The following is a 15,527-nucleotide window of genomic DNA, read 5'->3' as shown; positions in this document are numbered from 1 at the left end:
GTAGCGCAGCTCGTGTCAACCCTGATGCCGCAGTTGCTTGCCACGTAGATCGCCGAGGCTCGGGCTCACGGAGGATCTAGGCCCAGACGAGGAACAATGTGAGCTGCGACTAACCTCGGCTTCGCGACTAAGGTTGTATGCAAGAGGTGACGGCGGTGACGATGGGCCTTCGGGGTGAACAGCGCCCTAGCCGCAAGATGCCTGTGAGGAGTGCGCGTTGACTGCAACGAAGGCCGCCGATCCGAAGGGCTCGCGCCGCCGGGCGACGGACGCCCCAGAAGCGCGCTCGACGGGCCACGCGGTTTTCACCGAGCTGCGTCGTCGCGTGATCACGCTCGTGCTCGAGCCAGGAGCGTTGCTATCGGAGAACGAACTCGCAGCCGAGCTCGGTGTTTCCCGCACACCTATCCGTGACGCACTCATGCTCCTGTCCCAGGAGGGCCTGGTGCAGATCTTCCCGAGGGTCGGCACGTTCGTTTCCCGGGTGGACCCGCAGCATGTGGCCGACGCCCAATTCCTCCGAGAGGCGGTCGAGCTGGCCTCCCTGGGTGACGTACCCGCTGCGCCCGATGCCGACGCGATTAGCGAACTGAGAGAAAACCTGGCGCAGCAACGCGTCGTCGATGGGGATTTGGAACAGTTCTTTCGCCTTGACGAGCTTTTTCACCAGGGCCTCATGCGCTTGGCCGGGCATGAGGGCACCTGGCCATCCGTCGTCGCCGCTAAGGGCCACCTCGACCGCGCCCGCCGTCTCGGGCTGAACGAGGTCGGTACTGTTCACGTGTTCATCGAGCAGCACACCGAAGTTCTAGACGCGCTCCTGCGCGGTGGTGCGGCCGAGGCCGGACCACTACTGCGAGCGCACCTGCGCACGGTCTTCGACGACATCGAACGCGTCCGGGCGCGCTCACCAGAACTTTTCGCCATCAACAGCGGGATACCAAAGCGCAAGAGCGTCGCCGTCTGGCACTAGGAACGACGTTCCTCGTCTATGCGCGGGTGATTCCCGAGGGCCTGTTGTAGCGTGCGTGCACGTCCCCTGGTGGGGTTGCCGGGGCGGAGCGTCAGGGCGAGGGATCTACCGGTGCCAGCGGGGCCGTGGTCGACGAACGAGGACAACGGATGAAAGCTGTCGCCGCTTTTGTCATTCGGCGAAGCGAGTTCCTGAACTGGGTTGGACGTCACCAGGCTCGGGTCCCGGTCCACGATCAGCGGCCGGGCGCCCCGGCCAAGTCCGCTAACGCCCGAGATGCGGCACGGGCGACGCTAATCGCTCTCGAACTGCTGGGGCGCCTTTCAACAGCGTCGATCGGGCGCGAGACCTCCGGACCGGAGGCGACCGAAGGCGCAGGCCCGATGCTAGGCGCACAGAAGCGCGATGTCTGCCAGGCAGTCTCCGATCACCGATTTCTGGCCGAGTCCAGTGGCCGCGATGGACTCGGTCAGCAGCACCCCCACCTGCTCGACCGTACGTTGGAATACGTCGTGCCGACCCCGCTGTGTCTGTTGCCCGCTGCCGCCGGTGCGCCAGCCAAGCGCCCCGTCGGCGGATGCCAAGATCGTCGCAAAGCGACAGCCAACGTGCGTGCGCACACCGTAGCGGCGAGGCCAGCGCCTACGCGTGCCGATGGACGCGGACCGCGACTGAGCGGCACATGATGCTGGCACGACGCCCTTGCCCCGAGCCACGGTCTCGCCGGACCGCGTCGACCACGCCTCTAGTTCTCCCGTCGGCCGGCGCGGCGCGCTCGACCTGGGGGCGGTCCCCGACGACGTGCGCAGGCTGAAGCGCCAACGCATGGTCGATGCGTGAGCAGATCACCAATGTCCATGGACACGTCTGCGCCGCTGAGCGCCGGCCAAGCGCTTCCAACTCGAACGAGACGTCCGGGACCTGGAAGAGGAGGATGAGTCGAACCAAGTCCAGCCACCTGCCCAGTGATTGTGACTGGAGCAGGACGTGCCGAGATGGAGACGTGCACCTTCTGCGCTCTGATCGATTCCGGCGAGCCTCGCTGGGTGGTGCGCAGAGGCCCTGTTGTCGCCTTCCTGCCGTTACCCGACTCAGCGTTGGCGCCGGGGCACACGCTCGTAGTTCCTCGAAGCCATTGCGTCGGAGTGCTCGATGCGTCGGCCGACGTCCCGCTGAGACGATGGAGCGAGTGCAAAATGTCAGCCGGGCTATGACCGTGGCGTTCGGCTCAACTGGTGTGGTCATTCTCAACGCGAGTGGACCAAATTCCGGTCAGTCAGTGAGGCACCTGCATTTCCACGTCGTTCCGTGCTGGGCTGACGACGAAAGGGGACTGGGTTCAGGCTGCGGCGGGTTCGAGGCTGACTTTGTATCTGAGGGCTTGGATCCCGCGGACGTGGTTGCGCATCTTGCGGTTGAGGGTGACTCGGGAGTCGTAGTAGTTCGGTCCGAAGTCGTGGAACCTGGCGTTGACGTCGCCGAGCAGGTGCCAGGCGATGACCAGCATGGATCGTCCGACCGCGACGATCGCCGTCTTCTGACCGCGGCGCCGGGCGATCCGCCGGTATCGCTCGCCGAGGAACGTGTCGGTGCGACCGGCGGTGACTGCGGCCTCACCGAGGATTCGGGCGAGGCAGCGGTTGCCGTGGCCGGATGCTCCATTGCCCTTCTTTCGGCCGGCTGATTCCTTGATGCCGGGGGCGAACTTGGCCCAGGACGACAGGTGCGCCGCAGTCGGGAACCGGGTCATGTCCAGACCGATCTCGGCGATGAGGATCGCTGCGGTGCGTCCGATCCCGGGGATCTCATCGAGGGCGGCCACCGCTGCCGCGAAAGGGGCGAGCTCTTCGTCGGCGCGGTGCTGGACGGCGTCGATGTCGGCGCTGAGCGCGTCGACCCGGTTGAGCATCGTGGTCAGCAAGAACGCGTGATGATCGTCAAACCTGCCGCAGAACGCCTCGACCAGACGGTCGGTCTCGGCCCGCAGCCGCCCACGCACCAGATCGGCCAACACCTGCGGATCGCGTTCCCTCGCGATCAGAGCCGCCATCATCAGCCGGCCCGAGACCCTGAAGATGTCGCCGGCCACGACCGACAACTTGATCTGGTCGGCGCTCGCGACGGCGCAGGCAATGCGTCCTCGAGCAACTTCTCCACCCGCGCCTTCTCCGCGGACCTGGCCTCGACCAGATCGACGCGGTACCGGGTCAAGTCCCGCAGGATCCGGATCGGCGGCGGCGGGACGAAGCTGGGTCGCAGCATCTGGCGTTCGGCGACCTTGCACAACCAGACCGCGTCCAGCCGGTCGGTCTTGCGCCGCCCCGGGCAGATGCTTGACGTCTCCGGCGTTGACGAGCCACGTCTCGAAGGTCGCTTCCAGCAGGTAGAACGGAGGCCGCCAGTAGTCGCTCGTCGCTTCCATCACCACCCGCGTCACCCCCAAGCTGGCCAGCCAGTCCGACATCACCAGCAGCGACCGGGTCAGAGGTCAGCGAGCGCGACCCTTATCCCGAGAGCCACGAGGACTGCTCCGGTGAGCCGCTCGAAGTTCTGCCGCATCCTGTCACGCGACAGCAGCCGACCTAGCGGTACCACGAGGAACGAGAAGGCCCGCCACCACAGCACCGCCGCCGCGAGGAAGACCGCGGCGAGCGTGGCCGTGGTGGCGAGGGCGGGCTCACCGGGGCTGACGAACTGCGGGATGAGCGTCAGGAACAGCAGTGCGATCTTCGGGTTGAGCAGGTTCGTTAGCAGGCCCTGCCGGAAGGCGCTGCCGTGCCCCTGCTGCGCCGGCTCTTCCGGTGCCGCCTGCTTGACGCTGCTGCGCCCGGTCGAGCGGGCGTGCCAGATCGCCGAGATGCCCAGGTACACCAGGTAGGCAGCGCCGAGGAGCTTGACCACGGTGAAGGCCGTGGCAGACGCCGCCAGGATCGCCGACAGGCCCACGACCGCGGCGGTGGCATGGACCGCGATCCCTGCGCAGCAGCCGAGGCCAGTGCGCCACGCGGCAGGCACGCCGTCGCGCACGCCGTTGCGCAGGACCAACGCCATGTCCGGACCGGGCGTCACCGTCAGCACGGCGACGACGAGGAGGAAGGGGACAAGCTCTGCCGGCATTAGCTCAGACTAGCCGGGGAAATGCGTGCCGCTGCTTTGGTCCGGAAACTACCGGGAGGTCGACTCGCGATCAAGGAAGTGCAGTTGCGTCCCTGAGACCCCTCTATGTTTGTCAAGCCTGCTGGAGATCGGTCTTCGCGGCGTTTAGCCTCGATCCACCGACGAGTTCTGAAGGCGAGGCGTCGCGCTGGCTGGAGGCTGGTCTTGGTGGGTGGGCGTGATTGTGTGCCGGGCCTCGCTGCCAGGGTGTTCCACGTGCTTGGTCTCGGGCCTGTGGGGCTGGTGGTCAGGTCTTCGCGGATGCCGGTGCCCGCTTCCGTGTCGACGCCGACCCACTCACCAGGTGACCCGTAAACCACTCTGGACGCAACTAAGCACGGCGCGGCGTACGTGTGTCATGTCGGACCTCCTGAGAGTGCTCGCGACGAGTTCTGCGACCTCGAGCCGGTTGATCCGAACAGCGTGAACGCGCGTAGTGAACGTCGCGCGTAGAGGGAGAGTCGGGGCCGTGAAAAGCGGGATTCTCGCTCGGTGCGTTAGGGGTGGTCGAGCCGCGCGGTGTTCGTGGCGTCCATCTCGCCGATGGTGTCGGCGGCGATTGGGAACTGGTCGGTACTCGCCGCATGGCAGCACGGCGACCGGCCCGCGCGCTCACGAGGGAGCTCACTGGACCTCGCTCACGCATCGGGACTGGCGCATGAGTACCAGCATGCCGGCACCGGTGCGGTGCGCCGTCGCCTCTGATGTGCGCGCCGGTCCAGGACGGCGAGGGCCGGATCGCTAAGAATCGCGGGCGTGCGACCGAAGGGGAATGAGCGGTTGTCATGCCTGGAGCTGCCTATACGACGGAGGATTCGACGTGTCCAAAGAGGCTCATCCTCGCGCTGCGGCCGGCGCGACCCACGTCGGCTGGTTCGGGAACCGAAGCGTCCGCGCCCGGCTGTTGACCCTCACCGTGGTGACGCTGCTGGGCGCCGTCGTTCTGGGCGCCCTCGGAATCGTCAAACTGTCCGCGATGGAAGGCAAGGCCGGTCTTCTTTACGAGAACGGGATCGTGCCGATCTCGGCCATCGACGCCGTCGACTCGTCGGTCCGCGCCGGCGAAACACTCCTACTCCGGCTCTCGATCTCGACCGATGCTGCCGGGCAAGCGGGCTTCGTCGAAGACATCACCGCCAACGACAAGGCGATCGACGCCGCACTGGCGAGATACGTCACGGCCGACGCTGGCGGGCATGTCGACTCGACAGACTCGATCGCAGCGGATCTGGCGAACTATCGGACCCTGCGGGACAACACCATGATCCCCGAGGCCCTCGCCGGCGACCACGCCGCCTTCGAGCGCGACTTCGACTCGGCGGCGACCATAGGTGATTCGATCGACGACGCGGTGACGACCGTCGCGCACGACGAAGACGCAGCCGGCAAGTCCGCATCGGTCTCCGCCGAGGCCGAGTACGTCAGCAGCCGAACGATGATCCTCGTGATCCTGGTCATCGGTGTGATCCTCTGCATCGTGCTGGCCCTGTACATCTCCCGCACAATCGTTGGCCCCATCACCAAGGTCTCCGCTGTTCTGGGCGCGCTCGCCGCGGGAACGCTCACTGCACGGGTGGATTACGCGTCCAAGGACGAGCTTGGCGCGATGGCGACTGACCTGAACGCTGCTCTGAGCGGCCTCGGCAAAGACATCGCCACGATCGCCGCGAATGCCAGCGGCGTCGCGGCCACGTCCCAGCAGCTGTCCGCGGGCGCCACCACGATGTCGGCGAGCGCGGAAGAGACATCCACTCAGGCGGGAGTCGTCGCTGCTGCGGCCGAGCAGGTCTCGCGCAACGTGCAGACCGTCGCCGCAGGAGCGGAGGAGATGGGGGCATCGATACGGGAGATCGCCCAGAACGCGAACGAGGCCGCGCGCGTCGCGACCCAGGCCACCGTCGTCGTCGCCACAACGAACGACACGGTGGCCAAGTTGGGCACCAGCAGCCAGGAGATCGGCAACGTCGTCAAGGCCATCGCGAGCATCGCCGAGCAGACGAACCTCCTCGCGCTCAACGCGACGATCGAGGCCGCTAGGGCAGGCGAGGCAGGCAAGGGCTTCGCAGTTGTCGCCAGCGAAGTCAAAGAACTCGCCAACGAGACCGCCCGAGCCACCGACGAAATCACGCGCCGAGTGGAGGCCATTCAGGTGGACAGTGCTGGAGCCGTCCTGGCGATGAGCGAGATCTCAGCGATCATCGCGTCGATCAACGACTACCAACTGACCATCGCCTCAGCAGTCGAGGAGCAGACCGCCACGACCAACGAGATGTCCCGCTCAGTGACCGAAGCCGCGACCGGGTCGGGCGAAATCGCCGCCAACATCACCGGGGTGGCGCAAGCCGCGAATGCCAACAGCGAGGCCGTCACCGAGACCGAGCGATCGGTCGTCTACCTCAACACGCTCACGTCGGACCTCCGTGCTCTCGTCGGGAAGTTCAGCTACTAGGCGCAACCATCCAAAACTCCGCCGCGAAAGCGATCCAGTGTGGGTTCGAATCCCACTCGGGGCACTAGGAATAGCTTTGAACTGCAGTAACGCTGGTGGAGGTGGTACGGACCAGTCGGAGATTTTGGTTTACTCGTCGAAAATGAACCTCCCGGCGATTCAGCCCGCAGTACACCGACTCGTCGAGGTCGAGCAAGACGGCCTCATCGTCCGTCTGTCGCCAAGCCACACCACCCCCTCCGACGCGGTAGGTCGTTCCGTCGGGTGCCGGTCCCGAGTCAGTCATCTCCTGCTCCTCTCGCCCGCGGTCAGCCCGAGCTGTTGGGCGAGTGCGCGAATCGTCGTGCGCAGGCATGCTCGTTCGCAGGTGGTCAAAGCAGTAGGTATTACGAAAATGCGCCGCCACCGAGACCGTCGTCTCCACCGCCGTCTAAACCCCGGGTCAACTCGGCCAAGGACCCGAGCCGCGCGATGCGCGGCGGCTCGTACTCGTGGCCGGACCCGGCCGATTCCTCGAGTCGACGCATGACCAGTCCCCTCGCCGGAGAAGAAACGATCAGGTGAGCGTAGCGCCAAGGTCACACCTTTGGACAGAGCGCGGCGTCGGAGCTTGGCGAGCGAAGGTCAACGCCGCGGGCGTAGCCGCAGGTTCGGCAGTTCGGGCGCGGGCAGGGGTGGCCCATCGAAACCGTCCACCCAAACGAATCGCGCGCTCCCCGACGCGAGCCCCGTCTGCCACTGCTCACGCGCGGCCACGACCTCCTCGGGGCTGCGCCCGACGAAGTTCCACCACATGACGATCTCCTCCCCGAACGGGACGCCCCCGATGAGGATGATCCGCGCGTGGTCGTCGGCGGCGCCTGCCTCGAGGAGCAGCTCGGAGCGCCCCGGCGGGAGGTAGGCGAGCGACGACGGCGCGACCGTCGTTCCTTCGACGCGGACCGCGCCGCGATCGACGAGTACGGCGTGCTCGAAGGTCGGGTCAAGCGGAAAGACACTGCGGGACCCGCGCGGCAGATCCACCTGCGCGCCGACGAGGGCGGTGAAGGTCGTCGCCTACGATCGCGCGCCCGCGAGCTCACCGAGGGACACCCGGACGGTCGCGCCGTCGACGTCGATGTCGATGTCGGGAAGGTCGACGTGGTTCTCGAGGGCCGGGGCGCCGTCGGGCAGCGCGACGCAGAGCTGCGCGCCGTGCAGGAGCGGCGAGCGGTCGCTCGGGGACTGCTCGGAGTGCGAGATCCCGTGGCCCGCGGACATGAGGTTGAGCTCGCCCGGGCGCACCATCGCGACGGACCCGAGGCTGTCGTGGTGCAGCACCTCGCCCGCGAACAGCCAGCTCACGGTCTGCAGGCCCGTCTGCGGGCGCGGTGGGACCTGCATCCCCGCCGACGCCGAGAGGTCGTCGGAGCCGTAGTTGTCCAGGAAGCACCAGGCCCCGACCATGGAGCGGGCCCGCTGCGGGAGGGTTCGCCGCACGGACATCGCGCGCGGCCCGGCCGAGCGTTGCGACCACGCAAGTGTCGGATCTCCGAGGCGCACCTTTGCTGTCGTTAGGGACCATCTCGGCAGCGGGCCGCCCGTAGGCTCGGCGCATGGTCCGCCAGCGTCTGATCCGCGATGAGGCGCCATTGCCGGACGACGCCGTCCTGATCCGGCTGCTGTTCGACGGGTATGCCGACGGCTCTGCGTTCGACCGGGCGACGCTGATCGGCGACGCAAACCTGAACTTCGCCGAGTTCGGCTACTACGGCCTGTCGATGTGGGGTGCCGTCGGCTCCCGGTCGCTGGAGTCGGTGCTCGCCAGCAAGTGCAGGTTCTCCCGATGGGTCGCTCTGTACCGCGCTGCCGACCTTCGCGACAACGGGCTCGCCATCGTCCCGAACGGAGTAGCGCCGCACTACGACGCGAGTGCAGGTGCCGTGTACGGCCACAGCTTCGGCAGTGTTCAGATCACGGCGCCCAGCGCAGAGGATCTCATCGACCGCTTCATCGCCGCGACCTACACTGGAATGCAGAACAAATACTTCACCGCACGACCGAGCTGAGGAGGCGGGCCATGATCCAGATCGACATCGACGCCGACCTCATGCTGGTCGACGACGAGGACCGCTACATCGGGCACCTGCCGGCCGACCCGAGCCGTCTTCAGGTCGGCGGCATCGCGATCGCCGGCCGCCCCGGTGGTTACACGTGGGCTCTGGTTGAGGAGATCACCGACACCGCGGTGTACTTCCGAGCCATCGAGGCGGACGAGGCGCGCAAGCACGGTCGACTCGAGCTCGCCGCTTCCTGACTCGCATCAGTCGGATGAGCCGCAATCCGCTCACCCCAAAATCACCCCGAGGACGCATGGCATGGTCCCGGAGACACCTAGCGACCCCACTTGACCAGCGGAAACGCTCCACACGCTACTTTCGCAATGAAGAGGTCAGGGGTTCGAATCCCCTCAGCTCCACCAGCAAGCAAGGGCCCCTGGCCCGCGGAGACGCGGCCGGGGGCCTTTTCTCTTGCCGCGTGCGGGGGTCGCCCCAAGGCCCGCACGGAGATCCCCGAGTTGTGGTCCGGATCAGTGCGTCTGCCTCGCACATCCAGACCACAACTCGCCCCGCGCCTGCCTAGAGCAGGAAGCCGTACAGGACGGTCGCGACCAACGCCATGGTCCCGCCGACGAGCGCTTCGTAGGGCACGAGCGCCAGGCGCTGCCTGATGGTCATCTTCATCGCGTCGGCCGTGACGTGGAAGTAGTTGCCGTGCGGCAGGGAGTCGATCACGGTCGCGCCCGCGTGGACCATGACCGCGGCGGCGAGGGGAGCCGTGCCCATCTCGAGGATCGGGGCGCTGAACGAGCTGGTGGCGAGGATGACCCCGGTCGAGGTGGACGCGACGGCCGCGCCCATGAGAATGCCGGAGATGGGGGCCAGCAAGGTTCCCGAGACCGCGCTCGCGTCGATCAGGGAGACGACCTGGCTCGACAGGTCCGAGGCCGAGATGAGGCCCGCGATGCTGCCGGCGCCCAGGAGGATCAGGGCGGTGGACGTCATTCGGTTCAGGCCCGCGGTGGTGTAGCTGACCGCGTGGTGGAACTGGCCCATGGCCGCCAGGCCGACCAGGCCGGCGAGCGGCAGGATGTAGAGAGCGTCGAGCTGGAGGTTCAGCAGGAAGTCGATGCCCGAGATCTGGCCGATCGGGTTCAGCACGAGCAGGACCACAGCGAGGGCCGGACCGACGAGGGATCTGCGCAGGGTCGGCCGGACCGCCGTCGGCGCCAAGGTCGCCGTCGCGGCACCAGAACCCCCGGTCCCTCCGCCGGTACCGGCGTCGATCGGGTCGACGAGCGGCTCCATCGCAGCCCCCTTACGCTTGATCGCGGACGCGATGAGGACCGTCGCGAGCAGGCCGAACAGCGCGGGAACGACGCCGGCGAGCATGACCTGGCTGAGCTCGAGGTCGAATCCTTGCGCCGCCGCGATCGCGTTCGGGTTGGGGGAGATGATGTTGCCCGCCTTGCCTCCGCCGGACATCGCCAACAGCAGGGCCGGCTTGGAGATGCCGGCGTCGCGGCCGACGTCCCACGCGATCGGCGCCACGATCAGCACGGCGACGGGGATGAACACGCCGACCGCGGTGATGATCATCGTGGCAAGGGCCAGCGCGAGGATCGCCTTGCTGGCGCCGAGACGGTCCACGATCGCCCGCGCGATGGTCTCCGCCGCCCCGGTCTCCATCATTGCGCCCGCCAGCACGCCGGCGGCAAGCACCCGGAGCACGGTGCCCATGACGCTCTGCGTCCCCGAGACCAGCACGGTGATCGTCTCGGCGGGGCTCGCGCCGCCGACCAAGGCACCAACGATGGCCCCCACGAAGAGGGAGTAGACCGGGCTGACCTTGCGCAGGATGAGCGCGATCGCCAGCGACAGGCCGAGCAACGCCCCGATCCAGTGCACGTCGATGGTGTCCATCGCGCGGTGGTTTCCTCTCACAGGGCACAGCGGTCGTGGTCAGGATGCGCGTTAGACGCACCGATCCGGACCACAACCGATCCGTCGGAACAGTGCCCGTCAGGGCCGGTAGAACGCCCAGGCGTGCGGCGGGACCGGGCCGGGGCGCGGGGTGGGGTCGTCGCCCGAGGCGAAGAGGGGATCCCCGACGGGGACCGGCGGCGCGAACGGCTCGTCGGCGAGGTTGAGCGCGAGGACGAGGCGCTCGTCGTCGCCGGACCCGGCCGCGGCGAGCACGAGGTGCTCGTTCGACACGTGCAGCGTCGTGACCTGGGCGTGCGTCAGCCATGGATGGTCGCGCCGCAGGCCGATGAGGCCCTGGTGCTGGCGGTACAGCGGCCACCCCTGTGGCGCGAGGCCCGCCGGCGTCGCGGGGAACGCGGGCCGGATCTCGTCGTCGCCGCCGGCGCGCTCCTCTTTGACGCCGCGGAAGCCCTGCTCGTCGCCCGCGTAGATGGCGGGCGTGCCCGCGACGAAGAACAGGATCGCGAGCACGTGCATGAGGTGGCGGGAGTCGGTGATGCGGCTTGCGATGCGGGTGACGTCGTGGTTGCCCGCGAAGGTCAGCGGCAGGAACTCGTGGGCGAACTCGTCGTGCCGCTTGAGCGCCCAGGAGAGCTCGAAGAAGTTGACGTCGAGCACTGAGCTCCACAGCGCCTTCCAGAGCTCGTACTGCGTGACGGAGTCGATTCCGGACTCGGCGACATAGCTGGCGTAGTCGCCGTGGATCATCTCGCCGACGATCCAGGCGTCGGGGTGCGCGGCCCGCACGGCGGGGAGCACAGCGCGCCAGAATGCCGGCGGCACGGTGTACGTCGCGTCCAGGCGCCAGCCGTCGGCGCCGCGGTCGAGCCAGTGCGTCATGACCTCGGCGACGTAACGCGCCACCTCGGGGTTCTCGTGGTTGAGCGCGACCAGCGCGCCGTGGCCCTCGAAGTCGGCGGGCACGAGGGTGCCGGACTCGTCAGGCTGCCAGCGGAACCAGCGGCCCGCGGGGGAGTCGGGGCCGTCCGCGAGCGCCGCCGCGAAGCGCGGGTGACCGCGTCCGACGTGGTTGAAGACGCCGTCGAGCACGATCCGCAGGCCGCGGCCGCGCGCCTGGCGCACGAGCTCGTCCCAGTCGCCGTCGTCGCCGAGCCGGGGGTCGATGCGCAGGTGGTCCGTCGTGTCGTACCCGTGCGTCTGCGACTCGAACACGGGGCCGAGCATCAGGCCGTTGCCCCCGAGTTCGACGACGTAGTCCAGCCACGCGGTCAGGTGCCCGAGGCGGTGCTCGAGCGGGGTCCCGGGCGCCGCCGCCGCTGGTGCGGCCGTGAATCCGAGCGGATAGACGTGCCACCAGATGGCGTGGTCGGCCCATGCCGACATGGCGACTCCTCGTGCCGGTGTGATCCCGGACGGTACCGCGCGGGCTTCGATCGTCTCACGGTGCCCGCCGCGCCCCGCCGGACCCCGGGGGCGGCCGGGGTGCTGGACCGCCGGGCACAGGTTGTCGACAGGCCGCGCACAGCACGGGCATAGTTGGACGAACCAGCACAAACCCCGACACCCTAGTTCTCAAGGAGGAGAACGATGAGGCGTTCCACCACCACCGCCGCAGTCGCCTCGCTGGCGACCGCAGGCCTGCTCGCCCTCGGCACCATCCCCGCGGCTGCCGCGGCCCAGCCGCCGGATCCGCTCGCCCGGCACAACGTCTTCCGCGCCCTAGGCGCCGACGACGCCGCAGCCGCCAAGCGCGGCGGGAACCACCACTCGCCGGCTCCGGGTCCGAAGGATCCCGTGACGGTCGCCGAAGGGCTCGCCGGGCCGCTCAGCTTCGCCGTCGGCGGGCGGAGCACGCTCTACGTCGGTCAGGCGTTCTCCGGCGCGCTGACGGTGCTCGCCAAGGGCAAGGACCCGATCGACCTGGTGTCCTCGCCCGGTACCGACATCGCCGCCGTCGCGGTCGACCACGGCGGGCTCACCTGGGCCGAGTCCGTGTTCGGCGAGGAGGGCGTGCTCTCGGCCGTCGTCAAGCATCGGACGAAGCGGGGCGTCGTGAGCGATCGCGCGGACCTGCTCGCCTACGAGCTCGCGAACAACCCGGACGCCGGGTCCACCTACGGGTTCCAGGGGCTGGCCCCGGAGTGCGCCGCGCTCGTCCCGCCCTTCCTGCAGTCCTACACCGGCTTGATCGACTCGCACCCGTACGGGGCGGCGATCGGCAGGTACGGCACCTACGTCGCCGACGCCGGCAGCAATGCCCTGCTCAAGATCGACTACCGCGGCCGGGTGAGCACGGTCGCCGTGCTGCCGGGCAAGACCGTCCAGGTCACCGCGGAGGCCGCGGCCGCGCTCGGGATCGACGCGTGCGTCGTCGGCGCGGACTTCATCCTCGAGCCGGTGCCGACCGACGTCGAGATCGGCCCAGACGGCAAGCTCTACGTCACGTCGCTGCCCGGCGGGCCCGAGGACGGCAGCCTCGGCGCCAACGGGTCCCTGTACCGCGTCAACCCCCAGACCGGGGCAGTCCAGCTGGTCGCGACCGGGTTCGCCGGCGCGACCGGGCTGGCCATCGCGCCGAACGGCACGATGTACGTGGCCGAGCTGTTCGGCGGGCAGGTGTCGGCCGTCTCGCGGTACGGCACGGTGACCCCGTTCGCGAGCCTGACCGAACCCGCCGGGCTCGAGTGGGCGCGCGGGCGCCTGTACGTCTCGACGAACGTCCTGACGGGCCCTGGCTCGATCGTCACGCTCGGCGGGCACTGACCCGGCGGGCAGATCGACGGCGCCCCGGCGCCGGTGCCTCGGCGCCGGCGCCGTGGCGTCGCGACGGTGACCGTGCGCCGGCCCCGGCGGCACCTACGATGATCGGGTGACCGAGACCCGGTGGTTGACGCCCGAGCAGCAGGCGGCCTGGCGCGCGCTCATCACGATGACCGGGAACCTGCAGGCCGTGCTCGACCGCCAGCTCCAGCGGACCGCAGGCATCCCGCACGCGTACTACCTGATCCTCGCGATGCTCTCGGAGTCCGAGGGTCGCTCGCTGCGCATGAGCGAACTTGCCGGGGTGCTGCACGCGTCGGCGTCGCGCACCTCGCACGCGGTCGCCCGGCTCGAGGAGTCCGGCTGGGTGCGCCGCGAGCGGCACGCGACCGACGGCCGCGGGAACGTCGCGGTGCTGACCGACAGCGGCTGGCAGGTGCTGGTCGCTGCGGCGCCCCATCACGTCGAGTCCGTCCGGGCGGGTGTCTTCGACCCGCTGACGCCGGAGCAGGTCGAGCAGCTCCGGGTCATCGCCCTCGCGATCACGGCCGGCCTCGAGGTCGTCGACCAGCCCCTGCCGAGCGAGCAGCACTCAACCGGGTGACCGCCAACCTGCCGGTTGACCGGCACGGCGGAGGACGCGCGGAGTAGCGTGCAGCCAACGCGCGCGGCGGTCGACCGTGCCGACCGCGCGGCGAGGGAAGAAGGCACCCCGTGCTGAGCTCGCTCGTGCCGATCCCCCGGGAGGTCGTGGCCGGCGCCGGGGCCCCCTTCCGGGTGGTGCCGGGCGTGCGCCTGGTCACGGGGGACGGCCCCGCGGAGATCTCGCTCGGGGTGCTCGCCGCCGACGACCTCGGCCGCCGGGTCGGCTTCCCGCTCGACCTGCTCATGGGCCCGGGCGGGGACGGCCAGACCATCCGGCTCAGCCTCGACCCGGACGCGGGGCCCGCCGACGCCGACGCCGCGGAGCGGTACGAGATCGACGCGAGCGCGGACCGGATCGAGCTTGCCGCGCCCCGGCTGGCCGGGCTCGTGCGGGCGCTCGCGACGCTGCGCCAGCTCGTGGTCGCCGGGCCGGACGGGGTGCTCGAGGTGGCGGCCGTGCACGTGGCCGACGCCCCCCGGTACCCGTGGCGGGGACTGAGTCTCGACGTCGTGCGCCACTTCGTGAGCGTCGAGCAGGTCAAAGCCGTGCTCACGCTCATGAGCGAGTACAAGTTCAACGTGCTGCACCTGCACCTCACAGACGACCAGGGCTGGCGGATCGCGCTGCCGTCCCGGCCGCGGCTCACGGAGCGCTCGGCGCAGTCCGAGGTCGGGGGCGGCCCGGGCGGCTTCTACACCGCGCTCGACTACGCGGAGCTGATCGCGTTCGCCGCCGCTCGCGAGATCACGATCGTCCCGGAGATCGACATGCCCGGGCACGTGTTCGCTGCCCAGCACGCCTACGGCGAGCTCACCGGGTCGGGGACGCCCGTCGAGGTGTACGCCGGGACCGAGGTCGGCTTCAGCCACCTGCACCGGGACCTGCCCGCGACGGCGGCGTTCCTGGCGGACGTGTTCGGCGACCTGGCCGCGATGACCCCGGGCGACTACGTGCACCTCGGCGGCGACGAGATCGCGACCATGCCGCCGGACGAGTACGCCTGGTTCGTGCGCACGGCGCACGACATCCTGCGCGCCGCGGGCAAGCGCGTCGTCGGCTGGCAGGAGATCGCCGCCGTGCCGCTCGGGCCCGGCTCGGTGGTGCAGTACTGGGACCAGCGCGAGCCTCCCGAGCCGATCGTGGCCGCCGCGGCGGCGGGGGCGCGGGTGCTGCTGTCGCCCGGTGCGCGGGTGTACCTCGACATGAAGTACGACGCGTCGTCGCCCGTCGGGCTCGACTGGGCCGGGTTCACCGAGCTGCGCGACGCCTACGACTGGGAGCCCGCCGAGCTCGTCCCGGGGCTGCCGCCGGAGGCGATCCTTGGCGTCGAGGCGGCCGTGTGGACCGAGACCATCTCGACGCGGGACGAGCTCTACTACCTGCTGCTGCCGCGGCTCGCCGCCGTCGCCGAGGTCGCGTGGTCGCTGCCCGAGCGGCGGTGCTGGGCGGGCTTCCGGGTGCGCGTCGCGGGGCAGGCCCCGCACTGGCAGGACGAGGGGCTCGCGTTCTACCGCAGCCCGCAGGTCGACTGGCCGTAGGCCGCCTCTTGCCTAGGCC

14 protein-coding genes and 1 pseudogene are annotated in these 15,527 nt (G+C 69.3%); 8 read left to right on the top strand and 7 right to left on the bottom strand.

Annotated features, from left to right (window positions below):
• Window positions 1–217 precede the first annotated feature (217 nt).
• Window positions 218–973: a GntR family transcriptional regulator gene (locus J4E96_RS16765; protein ID WP_227423189.1), complete on the top strand. Its 756-nt coding sequence runs from the start codon at window positions 218–220 to the stop codon at window positions 971–973.
• An 832-nt stretch (window positions 974–1,805) separates the two neighbouring features.
• A pseudogene (locus J4E96_RS20460) lies at window positions 1,806–2,270 on the top strand (hypothetical protein); the annotation flags it as partial.
• Window positions 2,271–2,312: 42 nt separating this feature from the next.
• Here J4E96_RS20460 and J4E96_RS20515 read toward each other — a convergent pair.
• A complete protein-coding gene (locus J4E96_RS20515; protein ID WP_454824031.1) occupies window positions 2,313–3,437 on the bottom strand; it encodes a transposase in 1,125 nt (374 codons plus the stop codon).
• Between the two features lie 17 nt (window positions 3,438–3,454).
• Entirely contained in the window at window positions 3,455–4,090 is a 636-nt protein-coding gene (locus J4E96_RS16745; protein WP_227423188.1) for a LysE family translocator, read from the bottom strand.
• Between the two features lie 859 nt (window positions 4,091–4,949).
• On the opposite strand from J4E96_RS16745, the gene J4E96_RS16740 reads away from it, so the two are divergent.
• Window positions 4,950–6,578, top strand: coding sequence for a methyl-accepting chemotaxis protein (locus J4E96_RS16740; RefSeq protein WP_227423187.1), 1,629 nt, complete (start codon window positions 4,950–4,952; stop codon window positions 6,576–6,578).
• Window positions 6,579–6,964: 386 nt separating this feature from the next.
• On the opposite strand, the gene J4E96_RS20455 is transcribed toward J4E96_RS16740, so the two are convergent.
• The 3 genes from J4E96_RS20455 to J4E96_RS16725 form a co-directional block, all read right to left on the bottom strand.
• Window positions 6,965–7,105, bottom strand: a complete 141-nt coding sequence (locus J4E96_RS20455; RefSeq protein ID WP_227423186.1) for a lasso RiPP family leader peptide-containing protein — start codon at window positions 7,103–7,105, stop codon at window positions 6,965–6,967.
• A 97-nt stretch (window positions 7,106–7,202) separates the two neighbouring features.
• Window positions 7,203–7,601: a pirin-like C-terminal cupin domain-containing protein gene (locus J4E96_RS16730; protein ID WP_227423185.1), complete on the bottom strand. Its 399-nt coding sequence runs from the start codon at window positions 7,599–7,601 to the stop codon at window positions 7,203–7,205.
• A 33-nt stretch (window positions 7,602–7,634) separates the two neighbouring features.
• On the bottom strand, window positions 7,635–8,063 hold the full coding sequence (locus tag J4E96_RS16725) for a pirin family protein (RefSeq protein WP_227423184.1): 429 nt from the start codon (window positions 8,061–8,063) through the stop codon (window positions 7,635–7,637).
• A gap of 110 nt (window positions 8,064–8,173) precedes the next feature.
• Here J4E96_RS16725 and J4E96_RS16720 point away from each other — a divergent pair, with 110 nt between their 5' ends.
• Together J4E96_RS16720 and J4E96_RS16715 are read left to right on the top strand one after the other, a co-directional pair.
• Window positions 8,174–8,626: a hypothetical protein gene (locus J4E96_RS16720; RefSeq protein ID WP_227423183.1), complete on the top strand. Its 453-nt coding sequence runs from the start codon at window positions 8,174–8,176 to the stop codon at window positions 8,624–8,626.
• Between the two features lie 11 nt (window positions 8,627–8,637).
• Window positions 8,638–8,874, top strand: coding sequence for a hypothetical protein (locus tag J4E96_RS16715; protein WP_227423182.1), 237 nt, complete (start codon window positions 8,638–8,640; stop codon window positions 8,872–8,874).
• Window positions 8,875–9,196: 322 nt separating this feature from the next.
• Here J4E96_RS16715 and J4E96_RS16710 read toward each other — a convergent pair whose 3' ends face one another.
• Window positions 9,197–10,540 (bottom strand): GntP family permease, encoded by a 1,344-nt coding sequence (locus tag J4E96_RS16710; protein ID WP_227423181.1) that lies wholly within the window; start codon window positions 10,538–10,540, stop codon window positions 9,197–9,199.
• Between the two features lie 99 nt (window positions 10,541–10,639).
• Window positions 10,640–11,947 carry an alpha-amylase family glycosyl hydrolase gene (locus J4E96_RS16705; RefSeq protein ID WP_227423180.1) on the bottom strand — a complete coding sequence of 436 codons (1,308 nt, stop codon included), beginning with the start codon at window positions 11,945–11,947 and terminating at the stop codon, window positions 10,640–10,642.
• A gap of 204 nt (window positions 11,948–12,151) precedes the next feature.
• On the opposite strand from J4E96_RS16705, the gene J4E96_RS16700 reads away from it, so the two are divergent.
• The 3 genes from J4E96_RS16700 to J4E96_RS16690 all read left to right on the top strand — a co-directional run bounded on the left by J4E96_RS16700 (window position 12,152) and on the right by J4E96_RS16690 (window position 15,508).
• Window positions 12,152–13,327: a ScyD/ScyE family protein gene (locus J4E96_RS16700; RefSeq protein ID WP_227423179.1), complete on the top strand. Its 1,176-nt coding sequence runs from the start codon at window positions 12,152–12,154 to the stop codon at window positions 13,325–13,327.
• 106 nt (window positions 13,328–13,433) lie between these two features.
• Window positions 13,434–13,928, top strand: coding sequence for a MarR family winged helix-turn-helix transcriptional regulator (locus J4E96_RS16695; RefSeq protein WP_227423178.1), 495 nt, complete (start codon window positions 13,434–13,436; stop codon window positions 13,926–13,928).
• Between the two features lie 110 nt (window positions 13,929–14,038).
• Entirely contained in the window at window positions 14,039–15,508 is a 1,470-nt protein-coding gene (locus J4E96_RS16690) for a family 20 glycosylhydrolase (RefSeq protein WP_227423177.1), read from the top strand.
• Window positions 15,509–15,527 lie beyond the last annotated feature (19 nt).

Origin of the sequence: Pengzhenrongella sicca, assembly GCF_017569225.1 — a bacterium.
GTDB lineage: Bacteria > Actinomycetota > Actinomycetes > Actinomycetales > Cellulomonadaceae > Pengzhenrongella > Pengzhenrongella sicca.
The sequence above is the reverse complement of the archived record's forward strand: the minus strand, read 5'-3'. Positions and strand labels throughout refer to the sequence as shown.